Here is an 18861-nt window from a genome sequence, read left to right as displayed (position 1 = left end):
TGAATCGATATTTTTGCTAGCTTCAGTTAAAGGTTTTTTTATTTAATAAGTAAGATCAGATACTCGATAGTCAATAGTTAAGTATAACAGCAACCTTCCTTGACAATACCTCGTGATTAGTATTAAATAGGTTATCTTTAACGCCCTCACACTCCTCTTGATTAAAAGAATGAGTTTAGTTTAATCGTAAATTTATGCAGCTATCATTTCAAAAATTATTTTATGTGATTGCCAGCATTATTGGCTTGTTCGCTATTTTAATTTTAGCAAAATCTGTTTTAATACCTATAGCCTTTGCCTTTTTGTTTGCTTTTATACTTCATCCTGTTGCACGCAAAATTGAAGGCTGGGGCACCAACGAGCTCATATCGGCCCTTCTCTCTATCCTCGGCTCGTTTCTCATTATTGCAGCGGCCATTTTTCTGTTTTCAAATCAAATCATCAACTTATCAGAAAACCTTACAGGCTTCAGGGTTAAAATTCTAAATGTTTTCGCAGACACAACCCTATTTATCAATCAAAACATTGAATTTCTACCACAATTGGACAAAGAAGAACTACTCGATAAATTAAAAAACTGGTTGAATGAATCTGCTGGTACTTTAATCAGCCAAACATTTAGCAACACTGCAAACATTATTTTCGGTTTTCTTACGTCCATCATTTTCACCTTTTTAATACTTATTTATCGTAGAGGCGTAATACGAGCATTGGTTAGGTTTTATCCTGAAAAGCATAGAAAAAATGCTCTTAACATGTTTCAATCTGTGCAAAAAGTTGGTCAACAATACCTTTTCGGTATGCTGGTGATTGTGGTAATTCTTGGAATAATTGATAGTATCGGACTTTGGATTATTGGTATCGACAACCCATTTCTGTTTGGATTTTTAGCGGCCACGTTAGCGCTTATACCCTATGCAGGCACATTTATAGGTGCTGCTATACCAGTTATGTATTCATTTATCTCGCATGATTCAATTTGGATGCCCGTTACCATTATTATTTTCTTTTGGTTGGTACAACTCATTGAAGGAAATGTACTAACGCCAAAAATTGTAGGGGAAAATCTCAAAATTAATGCTTTTACCTCCATCTTAAGTATCATCATTGGTGCCTCTGTTTGGGGTATAGCAGGAATGATTTTGTTCCTGCCTTTTGCTGCCATGCTAAAAGCAGTTTGCGAAGAGTATACTGAGCTTAAGCCCTTTGCTTTACTCATTGGCGAGAGCAACTACAAAACCAAAGATGCTGATGACAAATTCATCTCAAGATCCTTTAAAAGGTTCATATCATGGTTTAAAAAATAAAGGTTAATTATGGTTAGGCTGAAAGAGCGAATCAAAGTTCCATGTAAAACCCAAAGAACAAAGAATATCAATCATAAGAAACAAACTACAGCTCACTAAAATTGTATCATATTAAAATAGATTATGAATTATAATGAGTATAAAAAGTTAACATTTCGAATAAGTTCTGGTTATTAAATACCATGATTAAACAACTATTAGCAGCAGCATTATTATTATCTATAATAGTTGGTTGTCAACCAAATACTGATACCAGCAGAATTATAATTGATGAAAAAAATATTCTTCGTAATGTTGAACTCATTTCACATGACTCCCTGGAAGGAAGATTATTTGGAACTCAAGGGCACAAAAAAGCTCAACAGTTTATTGCCAATTACTTTAACTCATTGGGGCTAGACCCCGCCTTTAATACTGGTTATATTCAGCCCTTCTCAATTACATTAAGCGGAGATAAACGAAACTGGTTGTTTCCTGTTTCTGATTATAAAGATAGTTCTGTTATCATACCAGACACAACTCTAAAAGGAGGAAATGTAATAGCCATAAAAAAAGGACTGACGGATAAGGTACTTTTAATAACTGCACATTACGATCATTTGGGAATGCGCAATGGTGAAATTTACAATGGCGCAGATGATAATGCTTCAGGTGTTGCTGCCCTTCTGGCCATAGCGGAGTACTTCCATGACAAATCACTGAACCATACACTTATTTTTTCCGCCATAGATTCCGAGGAAATAGATTTGGAAGGTAGTTATTATTTGTCAGCACATTTTCCTGTTGACATAAACAGTGTTGTTTTGAACATTAACATGGATATGATCTCAAAAAACGATTCCATGGAGCTATATGCTGCAGGCACATACCACTACCCTCACCTAAAGCCCACATTGAATCAAATAAAATCGCCAATCAATTTAAAATACGGTCATGATGATCCCGGCAATACCAAGCAATTAGATTGGACAGACGCCTCAGATCATGCACCATTTCATGAGAAGGGTATTCCTTTTATCTATTTTGCTGTGGAAGATCACCCAAACTATCACCAGCCATCAGATACATTTGATAGTATCGATCATGACTTTTACATAGAAGTTGTTAAACTAATTATTCAGGCTGTTGAAAGGTTTGATGTTGAGTTGTCTGTTTGAATGTTTTTACTTTTCTCCCATCGATTAATAATATTCAGTTTAACTTGGTGTAATGTTTCCAATTCATTAGCTTGTAATGAACTATATCCAAAGGCATGTGCCTGCTAAAAAGATGTTAGTCAGGTACTTACAAACACTTTCGTATGAAAAATTTCCCTAATGCCTTTGTGATAATATTATACTTTATCCTTTTTGCCTGGATACTGACGTTTATCATTCCTAAAGGAAATTACCAAAGAGAGTTAAACACCGAAACTAACAGAAATATCGTAATTGCCAATTCTTATGAACAAAAAGATGCTCCACATCTTTCTGTTTTTCACGTGCTGTTGGCAATACCAAAAGGAATTGCCGATCGTGCAGATTTAATAGTTCTCATTTTAATACTAGGCGGATGCTTTTATTTAATAGAAAAAACAGGAGCGCTTAACCAGGGTCTAAACCAACTGATAACCATTTTAAAAGGCAAGGAACTTTTGGCTTTGATTATAATTTGCATCTTGTTTCTTTTTGGTGGGTTTGCAATTGCTATACAGGAGGAAATTATTGCGATGACTCCGGTACTTCTATTATTTGGACGAACATTGGGATATAATCCATCGGCTATGATCTATTCAAGTTTTGGATCAGCTGTCGTTGGATCAGCATTCAGTCCATTCAATCCATTTGGTGTAATCATTGCTCAGAAAGAAGCTGAAGTTGAATTACTATCCGGCTCAGAATTCAGATTGATTGTTTTTCTAATCGCATCAATTGTTTGGATCATCTACATTATAAAATATGTTTCTAAGAATCGTGTAGATAAGTCAGTAGCCAATATTGAAGCTGGGAAACTGTCAATTAGGAGTAAAACAATACTGACATTATTAGCCTTAACCTTTGGAATTGTAACCTTTGGCCTCATTCAATTATCCTGGGGATTTAATGAAATGTCAGCTTGCTTTTTTGTATTAGCACTAGTTTCTGGATCTATTGCTGGCTTCAGTTTTAACAAGACCACCGAAGTTTATATTGACGGTTTTAAAGAAATGATTTTTGCATGCATCATTATAGGTCTCGCTAACTGTATCTCAATTGTATTAAAAGAAGGATTAATTGTTGACAGTATTATACATGCCCTTTTTGCGCCTCTGAAAAATGTGCCTCCAAATATTTCCGCAGTATTGATGATGATTTCTCATTCGATTCTTCATTTTCCAATTCCAAGTTATTCGGGACAGGCTATACTCACCATGCCAATACTTACGCCACTATCAGATTTAATTGGCCTTTCAAGACAGGTTACAGTGTTGGCCTATCAATATGGCGCCATTATGATGGATGCAGTTATTCCAACTAATGGAGCATTAATGGCCATTATTGCACTAGGTGGCATTAAATACAATCAATGGATATCCTTTATTATTAAACCAACACTGCTTATGCTCTTTATTGCCGCTCTAGCTATACTTGTAGCGGTACAAATAGGGTACAATTAAAATGTTTGCATAAACTACATCTCCTCCCTCAATTCAAACACCTTTCTCATTTTATTAATCAACTTATCGGGTTACTCTTTTTGTCAACAAATCTTAGTCATACCTTTCTTACAATATATTTTATATGTTAGCCGTTTCATGGTTAAATCCAACATGAAATTAATTTTATCCCCCGTGCTTATCTTATTTTCTTTCTTTTCATGCGAAGAGAGCTGTGATTCCGTAAAGTGCCGCGATGATATTCCCGCAGCAACTTTCACTTTTAGACTTTTAGATACTGCTACAGGTAAAAATCTATACTTTGGTCTAAATCCAATCAATCATCCAGACTCAGTAACTATAACTGAACGTGATGTTCAATTATTTAAAGCCAATTACTATGATAGTACGTTAAGTTATTTTTTTGCAAGAGATACAGTTTACTTTTACCCCGGCTACAAAAAAGAAATAAAGGATACATTAGCTTTTGAATTTAAGAGTTTAGGTAAACAAGAGTGTTGTGTAGAATACATAATTATCAAAACCAATTATAATGGCGTTGATTATTTTCCAATGGAAGACAACTCATTTACCTTATATAAGTAAACCAATTACATCTCCTCCCGCAATTCAAATACCCTTCTCATTTTATTAATCAACTTTTCTGATTCTCTAAAATTCAAGGTTTGCTGGCCATCAGAGTAAGCTTCTTCCGGCTTTTCGTGCGTTTCATAAATAACACCATCAGCTCCAGCCATAATACATGCCAATGCCACGGGCTCCACATGATCTCTGATACCAATGCCATGTGATGGGTCAGCTATCACAGGTAAATGAGACTTCTCTTTCAGAATAGTAATAGCATTAATGTCCATTGTGTTTCTACTCGCCTTCTCATAGGTTCTGATACCTCTCTCGCATAACATTAAATTCTCATTACCTGCCGAAAAGACATATTCAGCAGATGAAAGTAATTCATCGATTGTTCCAGAAATACCTCTTTTGATCAACACAGGTTTATGAACCTTGCCCAACTCGTCCAATAAATTGAAGTTCTGCGTATTTCGTGCACCAACCTGGAATATATCAATGTAATCATGCATCTCCTCTATCTGGCTCACTTGCATTACTTCGGTAATGATTTTAATACCAGCTTTTCTGGCAGCATCGTACCAAACCTTTAATCCATCGATACCCAACCCTCGGAATGAATATGGAGAGCTTCTTGGCTTATATACACCGCCACGCATAATCTTCACATTGTTATCTAGTAAATGCTGAATAACTTTCTCTATCTGCTCTTCACTTTCGATAGAACACGGTCCAGCCATAATCGCCATACCTCCTTCTTCAATGGTCACGTCATCACCAAGGTCAATCACAGTGGGTTTCACTTTCCATTTTTTAGAAACCAGTTTGTAATCATCAGATACAATATGAACATCCGAAATTCCGGGCATATGGCCAATATCACGGATATCAAAGTCCTTTTTACCAATTCCTACAATGTATTCACCTTTCTGCGTAGCTACTTGTGTGGTTTTATATTTTAAGCCATTTACTTTACTTGTGATTCTTTCTCTTATTTCTGGCTTGAGGTTATTTTCTAGTTGTATGATCATTTTTTTAGTCTTTAGTTATTAGTCGTGAGTCGTAAGTCGTAAGTCTTAAGTTGTTAGTAGTAAGTATTTAGTAATTAGGTTTTTTAGTTAACGGTTAACAGTTAACTGGACATTGTTTTTAATTGATTTAACGAAGTCATTTATATCTGTTTTCAGGTCAATGGAATCAGAAACAGCCTTAATAAAAGCACTTCCAATAATTGCCCCACTTGCCGATTTACACGCTTGTTCGAATGTGATATTATTCGATATGCCAAATCCAATCAGTCTGGGATTTTTAAGTTTCAAACTGTTTATCCTCGCAAAATAGGCTACTGCTTCATCACTAAACTTATCCTTTGCTCCTGTAGTACCAGCGGTGGAAACCATGTAAATAAAGGCATCAGATTGTTGATCAATTTCCCTTATTCTGTTTTCCGATGTTTGCGGAGAAATCAGAAATACATTGCGCAATCCATGCTGCTCAAAAAGTGCTTTATATTTTGTTTGATATTCGATCATCGGTAAATCTGGTAAGATCAAACCATCAACTCCTGCTTGGTCGCAAGCCTTGCAGAAGTCTTCAATTCCATACTGAAGAATAGGATTTATATACCCCATCAATATCACAGGAATATTCACTGTCGTTCGTAAGACTTGCAGTTGCTCAAATAACTTAGTTAAAGTCATTCCATTTTTCAATGCCTGATTATTACTTGCTTGAATGGTAGGGCCATCAGCAATTGGGTCAGAAAATGGTATGCCAATTTCGAGCATATCAGCCCCGACTTCCTGCAACTCTTCGGCTATTGGAATTGTGTCTTCCAACTTCGGAAACCCGGCTGTAAAGTAGACGGATAAGATGTCCTTTCCTTTATCCTTAAATAGTTTATTTATTCTGTTCATTTTTCAAGTGCTCATTGTTCATTGATAATTGTACATTGACTAGTATTCTCCCCATTTTATATAAGTCTCCAAATCTTTATCTCCACGGCCTGAGAGGTTTATTACAACCACCTCATCCTTATTAAATTTCATCTTTTCTAAAGAAGCCAGCGCATGAGCAGTCTCAATAGCAGGAATAATTCCTTCTAACCTACTCAGTCGAACTCCTGCCTCCATAGCTTCCTGATCTGTCACACTATCAAACTGAACTCTTCCAGTTTCGTACAAGTGTGCGTGTATTGGTCCAATACCAGGGTAATCTAGTCCTGCAGATATAGAATAAGGTTCAACCACCTGACCATCAGCTGTTTGCATAAGAAGTGTTTTACTTCCGTGCAATACCCCAGGTTTTCCCAGTACAGTAGTAGCAGCCGACTCTCCTGTATCATTACCCTTGCCAGCTGCCTCCACTGCGACTAGTTTTACTGCTTCATCTTCCAGAAAATGATAAAAAGCTCCTGCCGCATTACTTCCTCCTCCAACACAAGCCAACACATAGTCCGGCAGCTCTTTACCTTCTTGTTCTTTTAATTGTTTTCTTATCTCTTCACTGATCACCGACTGAAAGCGGGTGACCATGTCGGGATAAGGGTGTGGCCCTACCACTGATCCGATAATGTAATGAGTATCTTCAGGGTGACCGATCCAGTGCCTCATGGCTTCATTGGTAGCATCTTTCAATGTTTTGCTACCTGAGGTGGCTGGCACAACCTGTGCCCCAAGCAGCTTCATACGCTCTACATTGGGCTTCTGACGAGCCATATCCACTTCCCCCATGTACACAATGCATTCCAAGCCCATCAATGCGCACACAGTAGCAGTGGCTACACCGTGTTGACCTGCTCCTGTTTCTGCAATAATTTTATGCTTACCTAATTTCTTGGCAAGGATAATCTGCCCAATGGTATTATTAATTTTATGTGCACCCGTGTGGCATAAGTCCTCACGCTTTAAATATATTTTAGCTCCATACTTCTCTGATAATCGAGAGGCGAAATATAATGGTGTAGGCCTTCCCACATATTGCTTTAGCAGATCGTGAAACTCATTTTGAAAATCAGCATCAGCAGTTATATCTAAATATTTAGTCCTTAGCTCCTCTACGTTTGGATACAGCATTTCTGGAATAAAGGCTCCTCCAAAATTGCCATAGTACCCATTTTCATCTACTTGGTATTTAGTTGTATTCATATCTATTCTTTTATTGTCATGTTGAGGTTGTCGAAACCTAGTCTCATTTCGACTGGCTCAATGTGACAGTTAATTCCTTTAATCTTTTTATGTCTTTCAATCCCGGTGATATCTCGAACTTGCTATTCACATCTACAGCAAAGGGTATATTTACCGATCTTGATACTTCGACTACATTATCCAAACTAATCCCTCCACTCAAAATGTAAGGCTTTTTCAGTCTCAGCTGATCGATATTAGTCCAATCGAAAGCAATACCATTACCACCGTGCTTATCCATTTTTGTATCGAATAAATAATAATCGATGAATTCAGAATAGCTATCCAACACCTCTTGATTTAATGGTTTATTACCAGCAAACACTTTGATTATCTTTGAATCAACAGCTTTTAACTCTACACAATAGTCCACCGACTCATCGCCATGTAATTGCAGGTAATCCAACTGATATTTCTGTTTCAAACTCATCACTTCTTCTATAGACTGATTTACAAACACTCCTACCTTTTTAGCCCTTATTCCATTTGGCATAACAAAATCTTCACCTACAAATCGGGGTGATTTTTTATAGAATATAAATCCCATAAAATCAGGCTCGACATCTGTTACTTCAATAACATTATCTCGAAGTCCACACACCTTCAACTTGATTGATTGACTAGGCATACTGCTTCTTTTCTAATTGACTTAACTGCTCAATAAATCGTGCACAAGACTTCTCAGGCCGACTGCTTTGCATGAATCGCTCTCCTATCAAAAACCCTTCAAATCCTTCTTGTTTTAACTCCAGTATAACCTCCGGATCACTAATTCCACTTTCAGAAACCTTTACAAATTCTTTAGGTATGGCATGAGCCAATGATTTAGATGTGTCAATCGAAACCTCGAAATTTTTCAAATCACGATTATTTACTCCCACCAAATCAATGAATTCATTAAGTGATGAATCCAGCTCTTTTTGATTATGCACTTCCAGCAATGTCTCCAGCCCTAGCGATTTAGCAAACTCAGCAAACTGTTTGATTTGCTTACCTTCTAAGGCAGCGGCAATAAGTAAAATAGCATCAGCTCCAATAGATTTAGCTTCTAGAATTTGATATTCATCCACCACGAAATCTTTTCTAAGTATAGGGCAGAAATTAAATTTCCGAGCAGTCATCAAATCTTCATTTTTGCCACCAAAATAATTCTGATCAGTGAGTACAGATAGTGCAGATGCCCCTGCCTGCATATAGCCAATAGAGGTTCGTTCTACAGAAACATGTGCATTGATCATTCCCTTAGAAGGTGATTTACGCTTTATTTCCGCAATAATGCCCGACTTATCTTCCCTCTGGATATATTTCCTGAGTGACACTGATTTAGAGCCAAAGTAAATGCTCTGCTCTAACAACTTCTCTGGAAATAGCGATCGTTTTTCAGCTACTTCTTTATGCTTATGTGCGATAATTTCTTCTAGTATATTCATCTTTTAGTTCGTTGGTACTGTGATATTTTTATTGATTAAACTTTTAAATGCGTTCAGTGCTTTTCCAGATTTTAATGATTCGTCTGCCTTCGCGATAGCATCGGAAATCGAAAGGTTTTCATCAGCACAATGCAGGGCCATTCCGGCATTGGCCACTACAACATTATGCTGAGCTTCCGTTGCTTCACACTTCAATACTTGTTCGAATATTTTGGCTGATGACTCAATAGTCTCTCCTCCATAGATATCTGAAGGTTTTAATTGATTCAACCCTAAATCTGCCGGTGTGAGGAGTTGCTCGCCAGCATTGGAGATCATCTTGAATCCTCCAGTGAGAGATATTTCATCATACCCATCCAGTGCATGAAGGATTAGAAATCGCTTGTCCGTTTTCTGGTATAAATAGCCATACAAGCGAGCGAGCTCAAGACTAAAAACTCCTACAAGCTGCTTCTTTGGAAAAGAAGGATTAACCATCGGGCCAAGCATATTAAAGAATGTTTTCACTCCTAATTCCTTTCTGATTGGTGCTACATTTTTCATAGCAGGGTGAAATAATGGGGCATGTAAGAAGCAAATGTTGGCCACATCTAAACTTCGCTTCAATTCATCTTTCTCATTGGTAAACTCATATCCAAAATAATTCATGAGATTACTTGAGCCACATACAGAGGAAACACCATTATTACCGTGTTTGGCTACAGCCTGACCGGCACCCGCCACAACGAAAGAGCTCAGCGTAGAGATGTTGAATGTATTTCGTCCATCACCTCCGGTTCCACAAAGATCTATGGCATCATAATCCTGAATTTCCACAGGTAAGCATAATTCCAGCATAGCATCTCTGAAGCCTGTAAGTTCTTCTACCGTGATGCTTCGCATCATATACACAGTAAGAAAAGCCGCAACCTGACTTTGGTTGAATTTACCTCCTGCAAGATCTACAAGTACTTGACGGGCTGTTTCCTTATCTAGAGTTTCGTGGTTAAAAAGTTTGTAGAGTATTTCTTTCATTGCTGGTTACTGGTTGTTAGTTTTTAGTTGTAGCTAATTCCCCTCTCGGGAGGGGTTAGGGGTGGGATTTTATTGCTTCATGCCCACCCCTTGCCCCTCCAAGGAGGGGATTATTTTGCCCAAGCCAATTCTCAATAATTCTCATTCCGCCCACTGTCAATATTGATTCAGGATGAAACTGAAGTCCTTTTACATCATTTTGTTCATGAGAGATGCCCATCACTAATCCACTTTTATCTTTAGCCGTTATCTTAAGTGGACTAGAAATGGTAGCCTCTTTTACTACCCATGAGTGATAATGACCAATCTTAAATGACGCAGGCATTCCATCGAAAATTTCATCGTCATGCTCTACAAGTTCTCCTTCAATGCCGTGTAATACTTCTTTCATATTGTACAGCTCAGCTCCATACACCTCGGCTATAGCCTGATGACCTAAGCAAATACCTAAGATTGATTTTGTTGAACCATATTTCTTAATTAATTCCTTCATGATCCCAGCTTCATCAGGAATACCAGGTCCTGGTGAAAGCAATATCTTATCAAATTGGTCAACTTCTTCTAATGTGATTTTATCATTTCTAACAACTGTGAGATCATTCCCATAACCTAGCTCGCGCACACCATGCACAAGGTTGTAGACAAATGAATCGTAATTATCTAACACTAAAATCCTCATCTGTTTATCTCCTCCGCTAAAGTAAGGGCATTGCGTAATGCTGCCAGTTTGTTATCAACTTCTTTCAACTCACTTTCAGGGCTAGATTTTGCCACAACTCCAGCTCCTGCCTGGTAGTGCAATTGGTTGTTTTTACTTAAAAATGACCTTATCATAATAGCATGATTATAATCTCCATTGAAGCCAATGAAGCCAATAGCACCCGCGTAGTAGTTTCTACCTGTCTGCTCATATTGATCTATCAGCTCCATAGCCTTGTACTTTGGAGCACCTGATAACGTACCTGCCGGAAAGGTGTCAGCAACAAGTTGTAATGAAGAACCATGCCCATTTAACTGTCCTGTAACTTTCGATACCAAGTGTATAACATGAGAGTAATATTGCACCTCCTTATAAACTTCCACCTCCACATTCTTCGAGCTTCTGCTCAAATCATTTCTAGCCAGATCTACAAGCATGATGTGCTCTGCATTTTCCTTTTCATCTTCTGATAATTTCTTAGCCAATTCTGCATCGGCAGCATCATCCCCAGTTCTTCTAAATGTACCTGCTATTGGAAATATAGATGCCTTGTCTCCCTTGATCAGAATTTGAGACTCTGGGCTTGAGCCAAATAGTTTAAAGCTTCCATAATCGAAATAAAATAAATAAGGCGATGGGTTAATGGATCTCAGCGCTCGATACACATTAAACTCATCGCCTTGGAAGGTGGACATAAACCTCCTCGATAAAACTATTTGAAATACATCGCCTCTATGGCAATGATCCACGCCTTTTTGAAGTATTTCTAAAAATTGTTGGTCATCATATACTGAAGACTCCTCCCCCTGTATCTTAAATTCAAATTGCGGATCAGCATGTCTGTTGATCAATGAAATCAATTCTTCTATCCTATTCTCCTGGTCTTCAGTTGTATGTTCAAACACATACATCTCATTTTTGAAGTGATCTACAACTATCACAAAACGATACACCCTATATAGCAAATCGGGTATTTCACTATTATCATTTTTTAAGTCGAGGTCTTCGAAATGCCGAATAACATTGTAGGCCATATAACCGAAAAGGCCATTTGTACTAAATTTGAATTTATTTTCAGCTACCTGAAAAGAATTCATAAATGACACTAATTCTGCAACTAGCTGACCCTCCTCAATAGATTTTATCTGTTCTGTATAGCCTGGAAGTTGCTTATAAAGCTTCTTGCCTGATGCTTTGATCTCTGCAAGAGGCTCGCAACAGATATAAGAGAAGCTGTTCTCATTGCCATGATAGTCAGAGCTTTCGAGTAGAATGCTGTCGGCATATTTATCTCTTAGCCGAAGATAGATACTCACCGGTGTTAGTGTATCGGCTAGTAGTTTTTTATATTTGGTATTTAATTTTACTTTCATTTTTCAGTTCATTGGAATAAAAAAAGGCCTTGTGAGTGAACACAAGGCCTTTATATTTTAGACATACTTCTTGCGTTCAATCCCCATTGATTTTAAAATACCACCACCAGTTTTTAAATGCCTTGTTCATATTTTTAATCATAAAAAAAGCTCGCTGTATGAACAGCGAGCTTTAAGTTTTGTTTTATATTTTTTATACAATAACGCTGTTCCTTTTCTTTTTAGAAAAGTACCACCAAGCGTTATATGTAAAAATTTTCTTCATTGATTCTCAAATATAGATTTGGTTTTCAAATAAAAAAATGATTCCTGGAAAATTTTACAATTTCTTTTTCATTCTACTTTTTTAGACTAATCCTTCTTTTTAGTCGCGGCTTTTTTAGCTGCAGGTTTTTTAGTTGCAGCTGCTTTTTTAGGTTCGGCCTTTTTCTCTGCTTTAGGTTTTGCCTCTGCTGGGCGATTTACAGACTTCTTGTTTTTCGATCTCTGTCGAGTAACACCATAAGACCCCATCGATATTTTACCCTTTTTAGTTTTTTTATCTCCTTTTCCCATATGTTTAAAATCTTGTTGAACTCTTAAATTAAAAAACCTCTGAATAAATATCCAGAGGTTTTCCATTTAGTTCGTTTTCGACTTACCAAATTTTCACTCTCGTGCTATCAGGCTTATACATGGCATCGCCTTCTTTCACATTAAACGCAGTAAAAAACTCCTCCATGTTCGATATTGGGCCATTGGCTCTATACATTCCAGGTGAATGTGGATCAGTAAGAATCTGTGTTCTTAAGGACTCATCCTTATATTTCACTCTCCAAATAGTCGCCCATGATAAAAAGAATCTTTGCTCAGGAGTAAAACCATCTATTTTACCTGGATCACCATTGGCGGCAAGGTGTCTCTGCAATCCGTCATAGGCAGCACTTATTCCACCTAAGTCACCAATATTTTCACCCAATGTAAATTCTCCATTTACATTCACACTATCCAATGGCTCATAGGCATCGTACTGTGCAACCAACTGGCCAGTTCTAGCCTGAAAGTTTTTCAGGTCTTCGTCAGACCACCAATTTTTCAAGTTACCATCAGCGTCAAATCTACTTCCCTGATCATCGAAACAATGTGATATTTCGTGGCCGATTACCGCACCAATACCACCGTAATTTACTGCAGCATCTGCTTTATAATTATAGAATGGCGGTTGTAAAATAGCTGCAGGAAATACAATTTCATTATTTAATGGGTTAAAATAAGCATTCACCGTCTGAGGACTCATTCCCCACTCTTTTTTATCTACAGGCTCACCGAGTTTGGAAGCATTGTATTCAAATCCAAACTTGGCAGCATTCATTAAATTCTGAACATAAGATGAAGTCTCAGGATCACCGTTAACTTCCAATTCGGCATAACTTCTCCACTCATCTGGATAGCCAATTTTAACCACCATCTTTTTAAGCTTTTCTAATGCTTTAGTTTTGGTAGAATCAGTCATCCAATCGAGATTTTTAATTCTTTCTGCATAAGCAAGTTTGATGTTTTCCACCATTTCCTGAGCCTTTTGTTTCGCTTCAGGGGGGAATACCTCATCTACATACAATTTACCAATTGCTTCTCCTAAAGAGTTATTGGTCGTGCTCAATACTCTCTTCCAGCGAGGCCTCATTTCTTCTACACCTCTCAATTCTTTACTGAAAAATTCAAAATTGGCCTGTACGAAATCATTACTTAAGTATGCGGCAGCACCATCTATTAAACGCCATCTCAGGTACTCTTTCCACACATCAACAATACCATCATTTACGATTGCCTGAAACTCTTTCATAAACTCCGGCTGTGTAACAATAATGGTATCAATGTCATTCACGCCCATGTCAGCAAAATACATTTTCCAATCTACTGAAGGAACAATTTCTCCAAGCTGAGTTAAGGACATTTTATTATACAATGCAGGTATGTTTCTTTGCTCAACATTGGTCATAGATGCTTCTGCCAACCTTGTTTCCAGTGCCATAATTCTTTTAGCCTGAGCATCTGCCGATTCAGGAGCATCCCCCAAGAGTTGTAGCATTCTCGAAACATGCACCACATATTTTTCTCTAATTTCTTTGGAACGAGAGTCCGTTTTGGTGTAATAGTCTCTGTCTGGAAGACCTAAACCACCCTGTCCAAGATATCCTGCATTCATATTACTATTTTTCAAATCGGCAAAAACCCCAAAACCGAAGAATGCCCCACCGCCATATGTTTCTTGTTCCGATAAATATTTTTGAAGGCTACTAGCATCATTGATTCCGGCAATCATATCTAAATGCGGTTGCAATGGTTGAATACCTGCTTTTTCTGCTAGTAAAGAATCCATACCAATAGAGTAGAAATCAGCTGCCTTTCTTTGGTCGGTTCCTTTCGCGTATTTGTCGCTGCTTGCTGCCGTTTCCAGCACTTTTAATACAATATCGTTAGTCTGCTCGCGAATTTCCCCGAAAGTATTCCAGCTACCTCTGTCGCCAGGTATCTCTGTGTTTTTCAACCAACCTCCGTTGGCAAATTGAAAAAAGTCGTCCCCTGGATTAACTGTAGAATCCAGATTGGCCATATTCAGTGCTTGAATATCATCAGATGTTTTTTCCTCTTTTGGTTCTGAGCATGATGCCAGTAAAATTATACCGGATGCCAGCCAAGCAAGGTTGTTTTTAATTAATTTCATAATAATTTTAGTTGTTAGATTTGGCGTAACAAATCTACGAAAGTAGGATCATTGACTAATAATAACTTTGATTAGCGGTTATTAAGAAGGATGGATATGGCTTTTATTCTTCAAACAAATAGTATAGAACCTAAATGCACATCTGTTGTTATATTACAAACTATTAAAACTATGGCCAGAGCAACTTTAAATATTGTAAACGTATTACGAAGAACCGCTTCAAAGTTGGCATCTAGTAAAAACTATCAATGGGGGCACATGGGTAGTTGTAATTGTGGGTTTTTAGCACAGGAAATTACTCAAATTTCAAGTGCAGATATTCATAAAAGAGCCATGCAGAAATACGGTGATTGGAATGAACAATTAAATGATTATTGCCCAACAAGTGGTCTTTTGATGGATGATTTGATAAGTACCATGCTAAATTTTGGTTTTGATTCAGATGATTTAAAGCACCTTGAAAAACTAAGTGACAAGAACGTACTTCACAGTTTGCCCCTTGAAGAGCGTTACCTTAATCATAATAGAAAAGAAGATGTTATAAAATATTTAAAAGCATGGGCCGCTTTACTAGAAGAAAAATTAGTTGAAGATATTGAACTTGAAAATGTAGTTAGTAAAAAGCCATCTAAAAAAGTTAGTATTGCTGCTACATTAGCATGATACACGAATACTTCAAAAAAGAATTTGACGATTTTACCATTCTTGTTCAACTGAACCCAAAGTCGTTTGAGGGTTTAGAATTAACTATTCGTAATAACAAAATTGTCGAGAAAAGAAAAATGCAGTTTGATCAGGATATCTACGATGATTTCGAAGTAGATGACTTTAAACCATCCAGCCCAATTGAATTTAACCTTTATTTAAAAGGCATTAGCTAATACGCCTCCCACTCTAAGCTATACTTGGCTTCCTCCTCATTGGTTGTTCGTAAATCTGTCGTAAATGGACCACCCTTTTCATTAATCAACATGTTAAATGTTCCGAGTTTATCATTGGGGGTTAGAAGATCGTAATCCCACAATTCAATTTCCATTTGTGTACCTGAAATGAGACCAGCTATATCAACATTTACAACCTGACTACCTTCTTTCATACTTTCATATTTGGAATTCAGAGGCCAGATTTTTTCGTTTTTATATTTTAGAAACACTTCATCTCCATCGCTTTCTTCTTGTCTGTAGCAATGAAGCTTTAGTAACCGTAGTTGGTAGGTAGTTTCAGCCATAGCAGCTATTTTTAATCAATTTAAAAAAGATAGCCGAAAGAAGGTAATTATATTTTAACTATTCAGTTATTCGGCCTACCTTTGCATTGGCAAATCAGTACGACCAGCTCCTGCTGAACTCCCCCAGGACCGGAAGGTAGCAAGGGTAAGCGGTTGTAGCGGTGCGATACTTGGTTTGCCTTTTTTTTGTTTCCTCCCTCACTTACATACTGGCAATTAATTTATTTTAGGAACCTTGCCATTTCATAATTAACTTAGCAGCATCTATTAATTTAACCACTAAATACCCCTATGAAATTCTTTATCGATACCGCAAATCTTGATGAAATTAAACAAGCTTATGACCTGGGCGTACTGGACGGTGTAACTACCAACCCATCGTTAATGGCTAAGGAAGGCATTACTGGTGATAAAAACATTAAAGCACATTATAAAGCGATCTGCGATATTGTAGATAATAATGTGAGTGCAGAAGTAATAGCCACAGATTACAAGGGTATTATAAAAGAAGGTGAAGAGCTCGCTAAAATTGATGATAAAATTGTGGTGAAAGTCCCAATGATTAAAGAAGGTGTAAAAGCTATTAAATACTTTAGCGATAACGGAATAAGAACTAACTGTACATTGATTTTTTCTGCGGGACAAGCGCTTTTAGCGGCTAAAGCGGGAGCTAGTTATGTATCACCATTTATTGGCCGACTTGATGATATCTCGCATGATGGATTAACCCTTATTGAGCAAATTGTTCAAATCTACGATAATTATGGCTTTGAAACTGAGATTCTGGCCGCCAGTGTAAGACACACGATGCACCTTATTCAGTGTGCTGAAATAGGTGCTGATGTTGCCACGTGCCCACTAAATGTAATTACAAGTTTGCTCAACCACCCGCTAACTGACAAAGGGTTAGCACAATTTTTAGCTGACCATAAAAAAGGCAATAAATAATCTATGTCATTTTCTACTGACCCAGTTGTAAGAGTAAAGGATGCTACCATATTTCAGGACAGTAATACTGTTTTGGGCGAAGTAAACTTTGAACTTGAAAAAGGCGAGTTTGCTTTTCTTATTGGTAGAACCGGAGGTGGTAAATCTTCACTGCTTAGAACTCTTTATGCAGATTTACCTTTGCGCCTGGGTCAGATAGATGTTGCCGGATATAATATTGGCAACATTAAAAAATCGGAAGTTCCTTTGCTTCGAAGAAAATTGGGCATCATTTTTCAGGACTTTCAACTTTTTCCTGATAGAACAGTCGCAGAGAATTTAACATTTGTTATGAAAGCAACCGGCTGGAGGGATAATTCTAAAATGAAAGCACGCCAGGCGGAAGTACTTATGCAGGTTGGATTAGGATCGGTGGGCTCGAAAATGCCACATCAGCTCTCTGGAGGTGAGCAGCAGCGCGTTGTAATTGCACGGGCAATGATTAACGAACCAGTAATGTTAATTGCCGATGAGCCAACCGGAAATTTGGATCCGGAAGTATCCCAAGGCATTTTCAGACTGTTTTTGGATATAAATAAGAAAGGAACTGCAATATTAATGGCAACACATGACCATACACTGGTAAGGGATCATTCAGCCAGAATTTTGAAGTGTGAAAAAGGCAAACTATTAGATTCTAAACTAGAGCAATTTGATTTGAAAACCACTGTGTACTAAATCTGTACTTCTTTTTCAGTGGCTTCGTCAAGTTTGGAATAATCCTCATCACCTTCTAACTCCTCAATTTTTTCATTGAGAACATCAATTCTAACTAATAGATTTAGAATTAACGCGTCCACCACTTTTTTACTTGGGTTGGCTTTTAATTCTTCCTTGAGAACTTGATACATTGCATCAAGTTTTTGCAGATCCTGCTCGAAATCTACTTTGATTGGTGAATCACCCGTATCGTATTCATATATAAGCTCTCTTTTTTCAGAAATAATCTGGAAATAATAAGATTCTACATCACCGAAATCATCGGTTATATTTTCCTTTTGAGCAACTAGCTTCTGCTCTGATGACCGATTAAATTTATCCAGGCTCAAATAAAGTGAAGTGCAAAAAAATACAGCAGCTGCCACTTTCCAAACCCACGAGAAGTTGAACGGCTTAGGCAAATCAGATTCTATCCTATTCCAAACCTCTTCAGACGGCTCCTGATCATCAAACTCACTTCGGTGATCTTTTATGTATTTATCAAGCTTATCCATTCACTTGTAGTAATTCCCTTAACTTCTTTTTTGATCTGTTAAATTGAGATTTACTGGTTGATTCTGATATTCCAAGTATCTCTCCTATTTCACTATGATCGTAACCCTCTAGTAAATACAGCGAGAAAACTAACCTGTAACCTTCAGGTAATTTTTCCACTGCATCTTTAATTCTTTCCACTGAAAGTTCACCATAAAAAGTTTCTTCATCCTCTTCACCATATTCAGGTAAATTCTCTAGAGGCGTTACATCAATACTTCTTTTATTAAGAAAATTCAGAGACTTATTAATTACAATGCGTTTTAACCAAGCTCCAAATGATGATTCCCCTTTAAAACTTTTCAGGTTCTTAAAAGCACTAACGAAAGCATCCTGCAAAACGTCTTCTGCATCACCAGAGTTTTTGACTATTCTAAAGCTAACGTTATACATGGCCTTGGAATAAAGTCTATATAGCTGATGCTGCGCAGCCCGATTGCCACGTAAGCATTCATCTATAATATGCTGATGTAT

At 37.4% G+C, this 18861-nt stretch carries 21 protein-coding genes and 1 other RNA gene; 9 read left to right on the top strand and 13 right to left on the bottom strand.

The features are described 5' to 3' along the window. Window positions 1–194: 194 nt before the first annotated feature. The 4 genes from RLO81_RS18755 (at window position 195) to RLO81_RS18740 (ending at window position 4527) form a co-directional block, all read left to right on the top strand. Window positions 195–1307, top strand: a complete 1113-nt coding sequence (locus RLO81_RS18755) for an AI-2E family transporter (RefSeq protein ID WP_350115409.1) — start codon at window positions 195–197, stop codon at window positions 1305–1307. Window positions 1308–1489: 182 nt separating this feature from the next. Continuing rightward, complete coding sequence (locus RLO81_RS18750; RefSeq protein WP_350115406.1) at window positions 1490–2464, top strand: M28 family peptidase; 975 nt, start codon at window positions 1490–1492, stop codon at window positions 2462–2464. 143 nt (window positions 2465–2607) lie between these two features. Next, window positions 2608–3942 (top strand): YfcC family protein, encoded by a 1335-nt coding sequence (locus tag RLO81_RS18745; RefSeq protein ID WP_350115403.1) that lies wholly within the window; start codon window positions 2608–2610, stop codon window positions 3940–3942. A 174-nt stretch (window positions 3943–4116) separates the two neighbouring features. Then, a complete protein-coding gene (locus tag RLO81_RS18740) occupies window positions 4117–4527 on the top strand; it encodes a hypothetical protein (protein WP_350115400.1) in 411 nt (136 codons plus the stop codon). A gap of 5 nt (window positions 4528–4532) precedes the next feature. Here RLO81_RS18740 and aroF read toward each other — a convergent pair whose 3' ends face one another. From aroF to RLO81_RS18690, 10 genes are all read right to left on the bottom strand, one after another. Beyond that, on the bottom strand, window positions 4533–5543 hold the full coding sequence (gene aroF, locus RLO81_RS18735; RefSeq protein WP_350115397.1) for a 3-deoxy-7-phosphoheptulonate synthase: 1011 nt from the start codon (window positions 5541–5543) through the stop codon (window positions 4533–4535). An 87-nt stretch (window positions 5544–5630) separates the two neighbouring features. Then, window positions 5631–6428, bottom strand: a complete 798-nt coding sequence (gene trpA, locus RLO81_RS18730) for a tryptophan synthase subunit alpha (RefSeq protein WP_350115394.1) — start codon at window positions 6426–6428, stop codon at window positions 5631–5633. Window positions 6429–6467: 39 nt separating this feature from the next. Continuing rightward, the gene (gene trpB, locus RLO81_RS18725) at window positions 6468–7658 is read right to left on the bottom strand and encodes a tryptophan synthase subunit beta (protein ID WP_350115391.1); all 1191 of its coding nucleotides are present in this window, start codon (window positions 7656–7658) and stop codon (window positions 6468–6470) included. A 43-nt stretch (window positions 7659–7701) separates the two neighbouring features. Next, window positions 7702–8325, bottom strand: a complete 624-nt coding sequence (locus tag RLO81_RS18720) for a phosphoribosylanthranilate isomerase (protein WP_350115388.1) — start codon at window positions 8323–8325, stop codon at window positions 7702–7704. Beyond that, a complete protein-coding gene (trpC, locus tag RLO81_RS18715; protein ID WP_350115385.1) occupies window positions 8318–9127 on the bottom strand; it encodes an indole-3-glycerol phosphate synthase TrpC in 810 nt (269 codons plus the stop codon). Before trpC ends, RLO81_RS18720 begins: the two co-directional genes overlap by 8 nt. A 3-nt stretch (window positions 9128–9130) precedes the next feature. Then, window positions 9131–10141, bottom strand: coding sequence for an anthranilate phosphoribosyltransferase (trpD, locus tag RLO81_RS18710; RefSeq protein WP_350115382.1), 1011 nt, complete (start codon window positions 10139–10141; stop codon window positions 9131–9133). 55 nt (window positions 10142–10196) lie between these two features. Further along, window positions 10197–10820, bottom strand: coding sequence for an anthranilate synthase component II (locus RLO81_RS18705; protein ID WP_350115379.1), 624 nt, complete (start codon window positions 10818–10820; stop codon window positions 10197–10199). Next, window positions 10817–12214, bottom strand: a complete 1398-nt coding sequence (locus tag RLO81_RS18700; protein ID WP_350115376.1) for an anthranilate synthase component I family protein — start codon at window positions 12212–12214, stop codon at window positions 10817–10819. The genes RLO81_RS18705 and RLO81_RS18700 overlap by 4 nt, the downstream gene beginning before the upstream one ends. Before the next feature lie 351 nt (window positions 12215–12565). Next, entirely contained in the window at window positions 12566–12769 is a 204-nt protein-coding gene (locus RLO81_RS18695; protein WP_350115373.1) for a 30S ribosomal protein THX, read from the bottom strand. Between the two features lie 82 nt (window positions 12770–12851). Further along, entirely contained in the window at window positions 12852–14918 is a 2067-nt protein-coding gene (locus tag RLO81_RS18690; protein ID WP_350115370.1) for a M13 family metallopeptidase, read from the bottom strand. 171 nt (window positions 14919–15089) lie between these two features. On the opposite strand from RLO81_RS18690, the gene RLO81_RS18685 reads away from it, so the two are divergent. Both RLO81_RS18685 and RLO81_RS18680 read left to right on the top strand, forming a co-directional pair. Beyond that, entirely contained in the window at window positions 15090–15581 is a 492-nt protein-coding gene (locus RLO81_RS18685) for a hypothetical protein (protein ID WP_350115367.1), read from the top strand. Then, entirely contained in the window at window positions 15578–15799 is a 222-nt protein-coding gene (locus RLO81_RS18680; RefSeq protein WP_350115364.1) for a hypothetical protein, read from the top strand. The genes RLO81_RS18685 and RLO81_RS18680 overlap by 4 nt, the downstream gene beginning before the upstream one ends. Here the strand turns inward: RLO81_RS18680 and RLO81_RS18675 are convergent. Then, entirely contained in the window at window positions 15796–16146 is a 351-nt protein-coding gene (locus tag RLO81_RS18675; RefSeq protein ID WP_350115361.1) for a hypothetical protein, read from the bottom strand. The two genes, RLO81_RS18680 and RLO81_RS18675, sit on opposite strands and share 4 nt — an antisense overlap. An 88-nt stretch (window positions 16147–16234) precedes the next feature. On the opposite strand from RLO81_RS18675, the gene ffs reads away from it, so the two are divergent. From ffs to RLO81_RS18660, 3 genes are all read left to right on the top strand, one after another. Then, window positions 16235–16329, top strand: an RNA gene (gene ffs, locus RLO81_RS18670) — signal recognition particle sRNA small type. 108 nt (window positions 16330–16437) lie between these two features. Continuing rightward, on the top strand, window positions 16438–17094 hold the full coding sequence (gene fsa / locus RLO81_RS18665; RefSeq protein ID WP_350115358.1) for a fructose-6-phosphate aldolase: 657 nt from the start codon (window positions 16438–16440) through the stop codon (window positions 17092–17094). Window positions 17095–17097: 3 nt separating this feature from the next. Beyond that, window positions 17098–17811 (top strand): cell division ATP-binding protein FtsE, encoded by a 714-nt coding sequence (locus RLO81_RS18660; protein ID WP_350115355.1) that lies wholly within the window; start codon window positions 17098–17100, stop codon window positions 17809–17811. Here RLO81_RS18660 and RLO81_RS18655 read toward each other — a convergent pair. After that, complete coding sequence (locus RLO81_RS18655) at window positions 17808–18347, bottom strand: hypothetical protein (protein ID WP_350115352.1); 540 nt, start codon at window positions 18345–18347, stop codon at window positions 17808–17810. The genes RLO81_RS18660 and RLO81_RS18655 overlap by 4 nt on opposite strands. Further along, a partial coding sequence (locus RLO81_RS18650) for an RNA polymerase sigma factor (RefSeq protein WP_502880476.1) occupies window positions 18340–18861 on the bottom strand: 522 nt, incomplete at its 5' end. The genes RLO81_RS18655 and RLO81_RS18650, both read right to left, overlap by 8 nt.

Origin of the sequence: Fulvivirga sp. (genome assembly GCF_040220315.1) — a bacterium.
Classification (GTDB): Bacteria; Bacteroidota; Bacteroidia; order Cytophagales; family Cyclobacteriaceae; genus Fulvivirga.
Note: the sequence above shows the minus strand (reverse complement) of the source record. Positions and strands in the feature narration are given on the sequence as shown.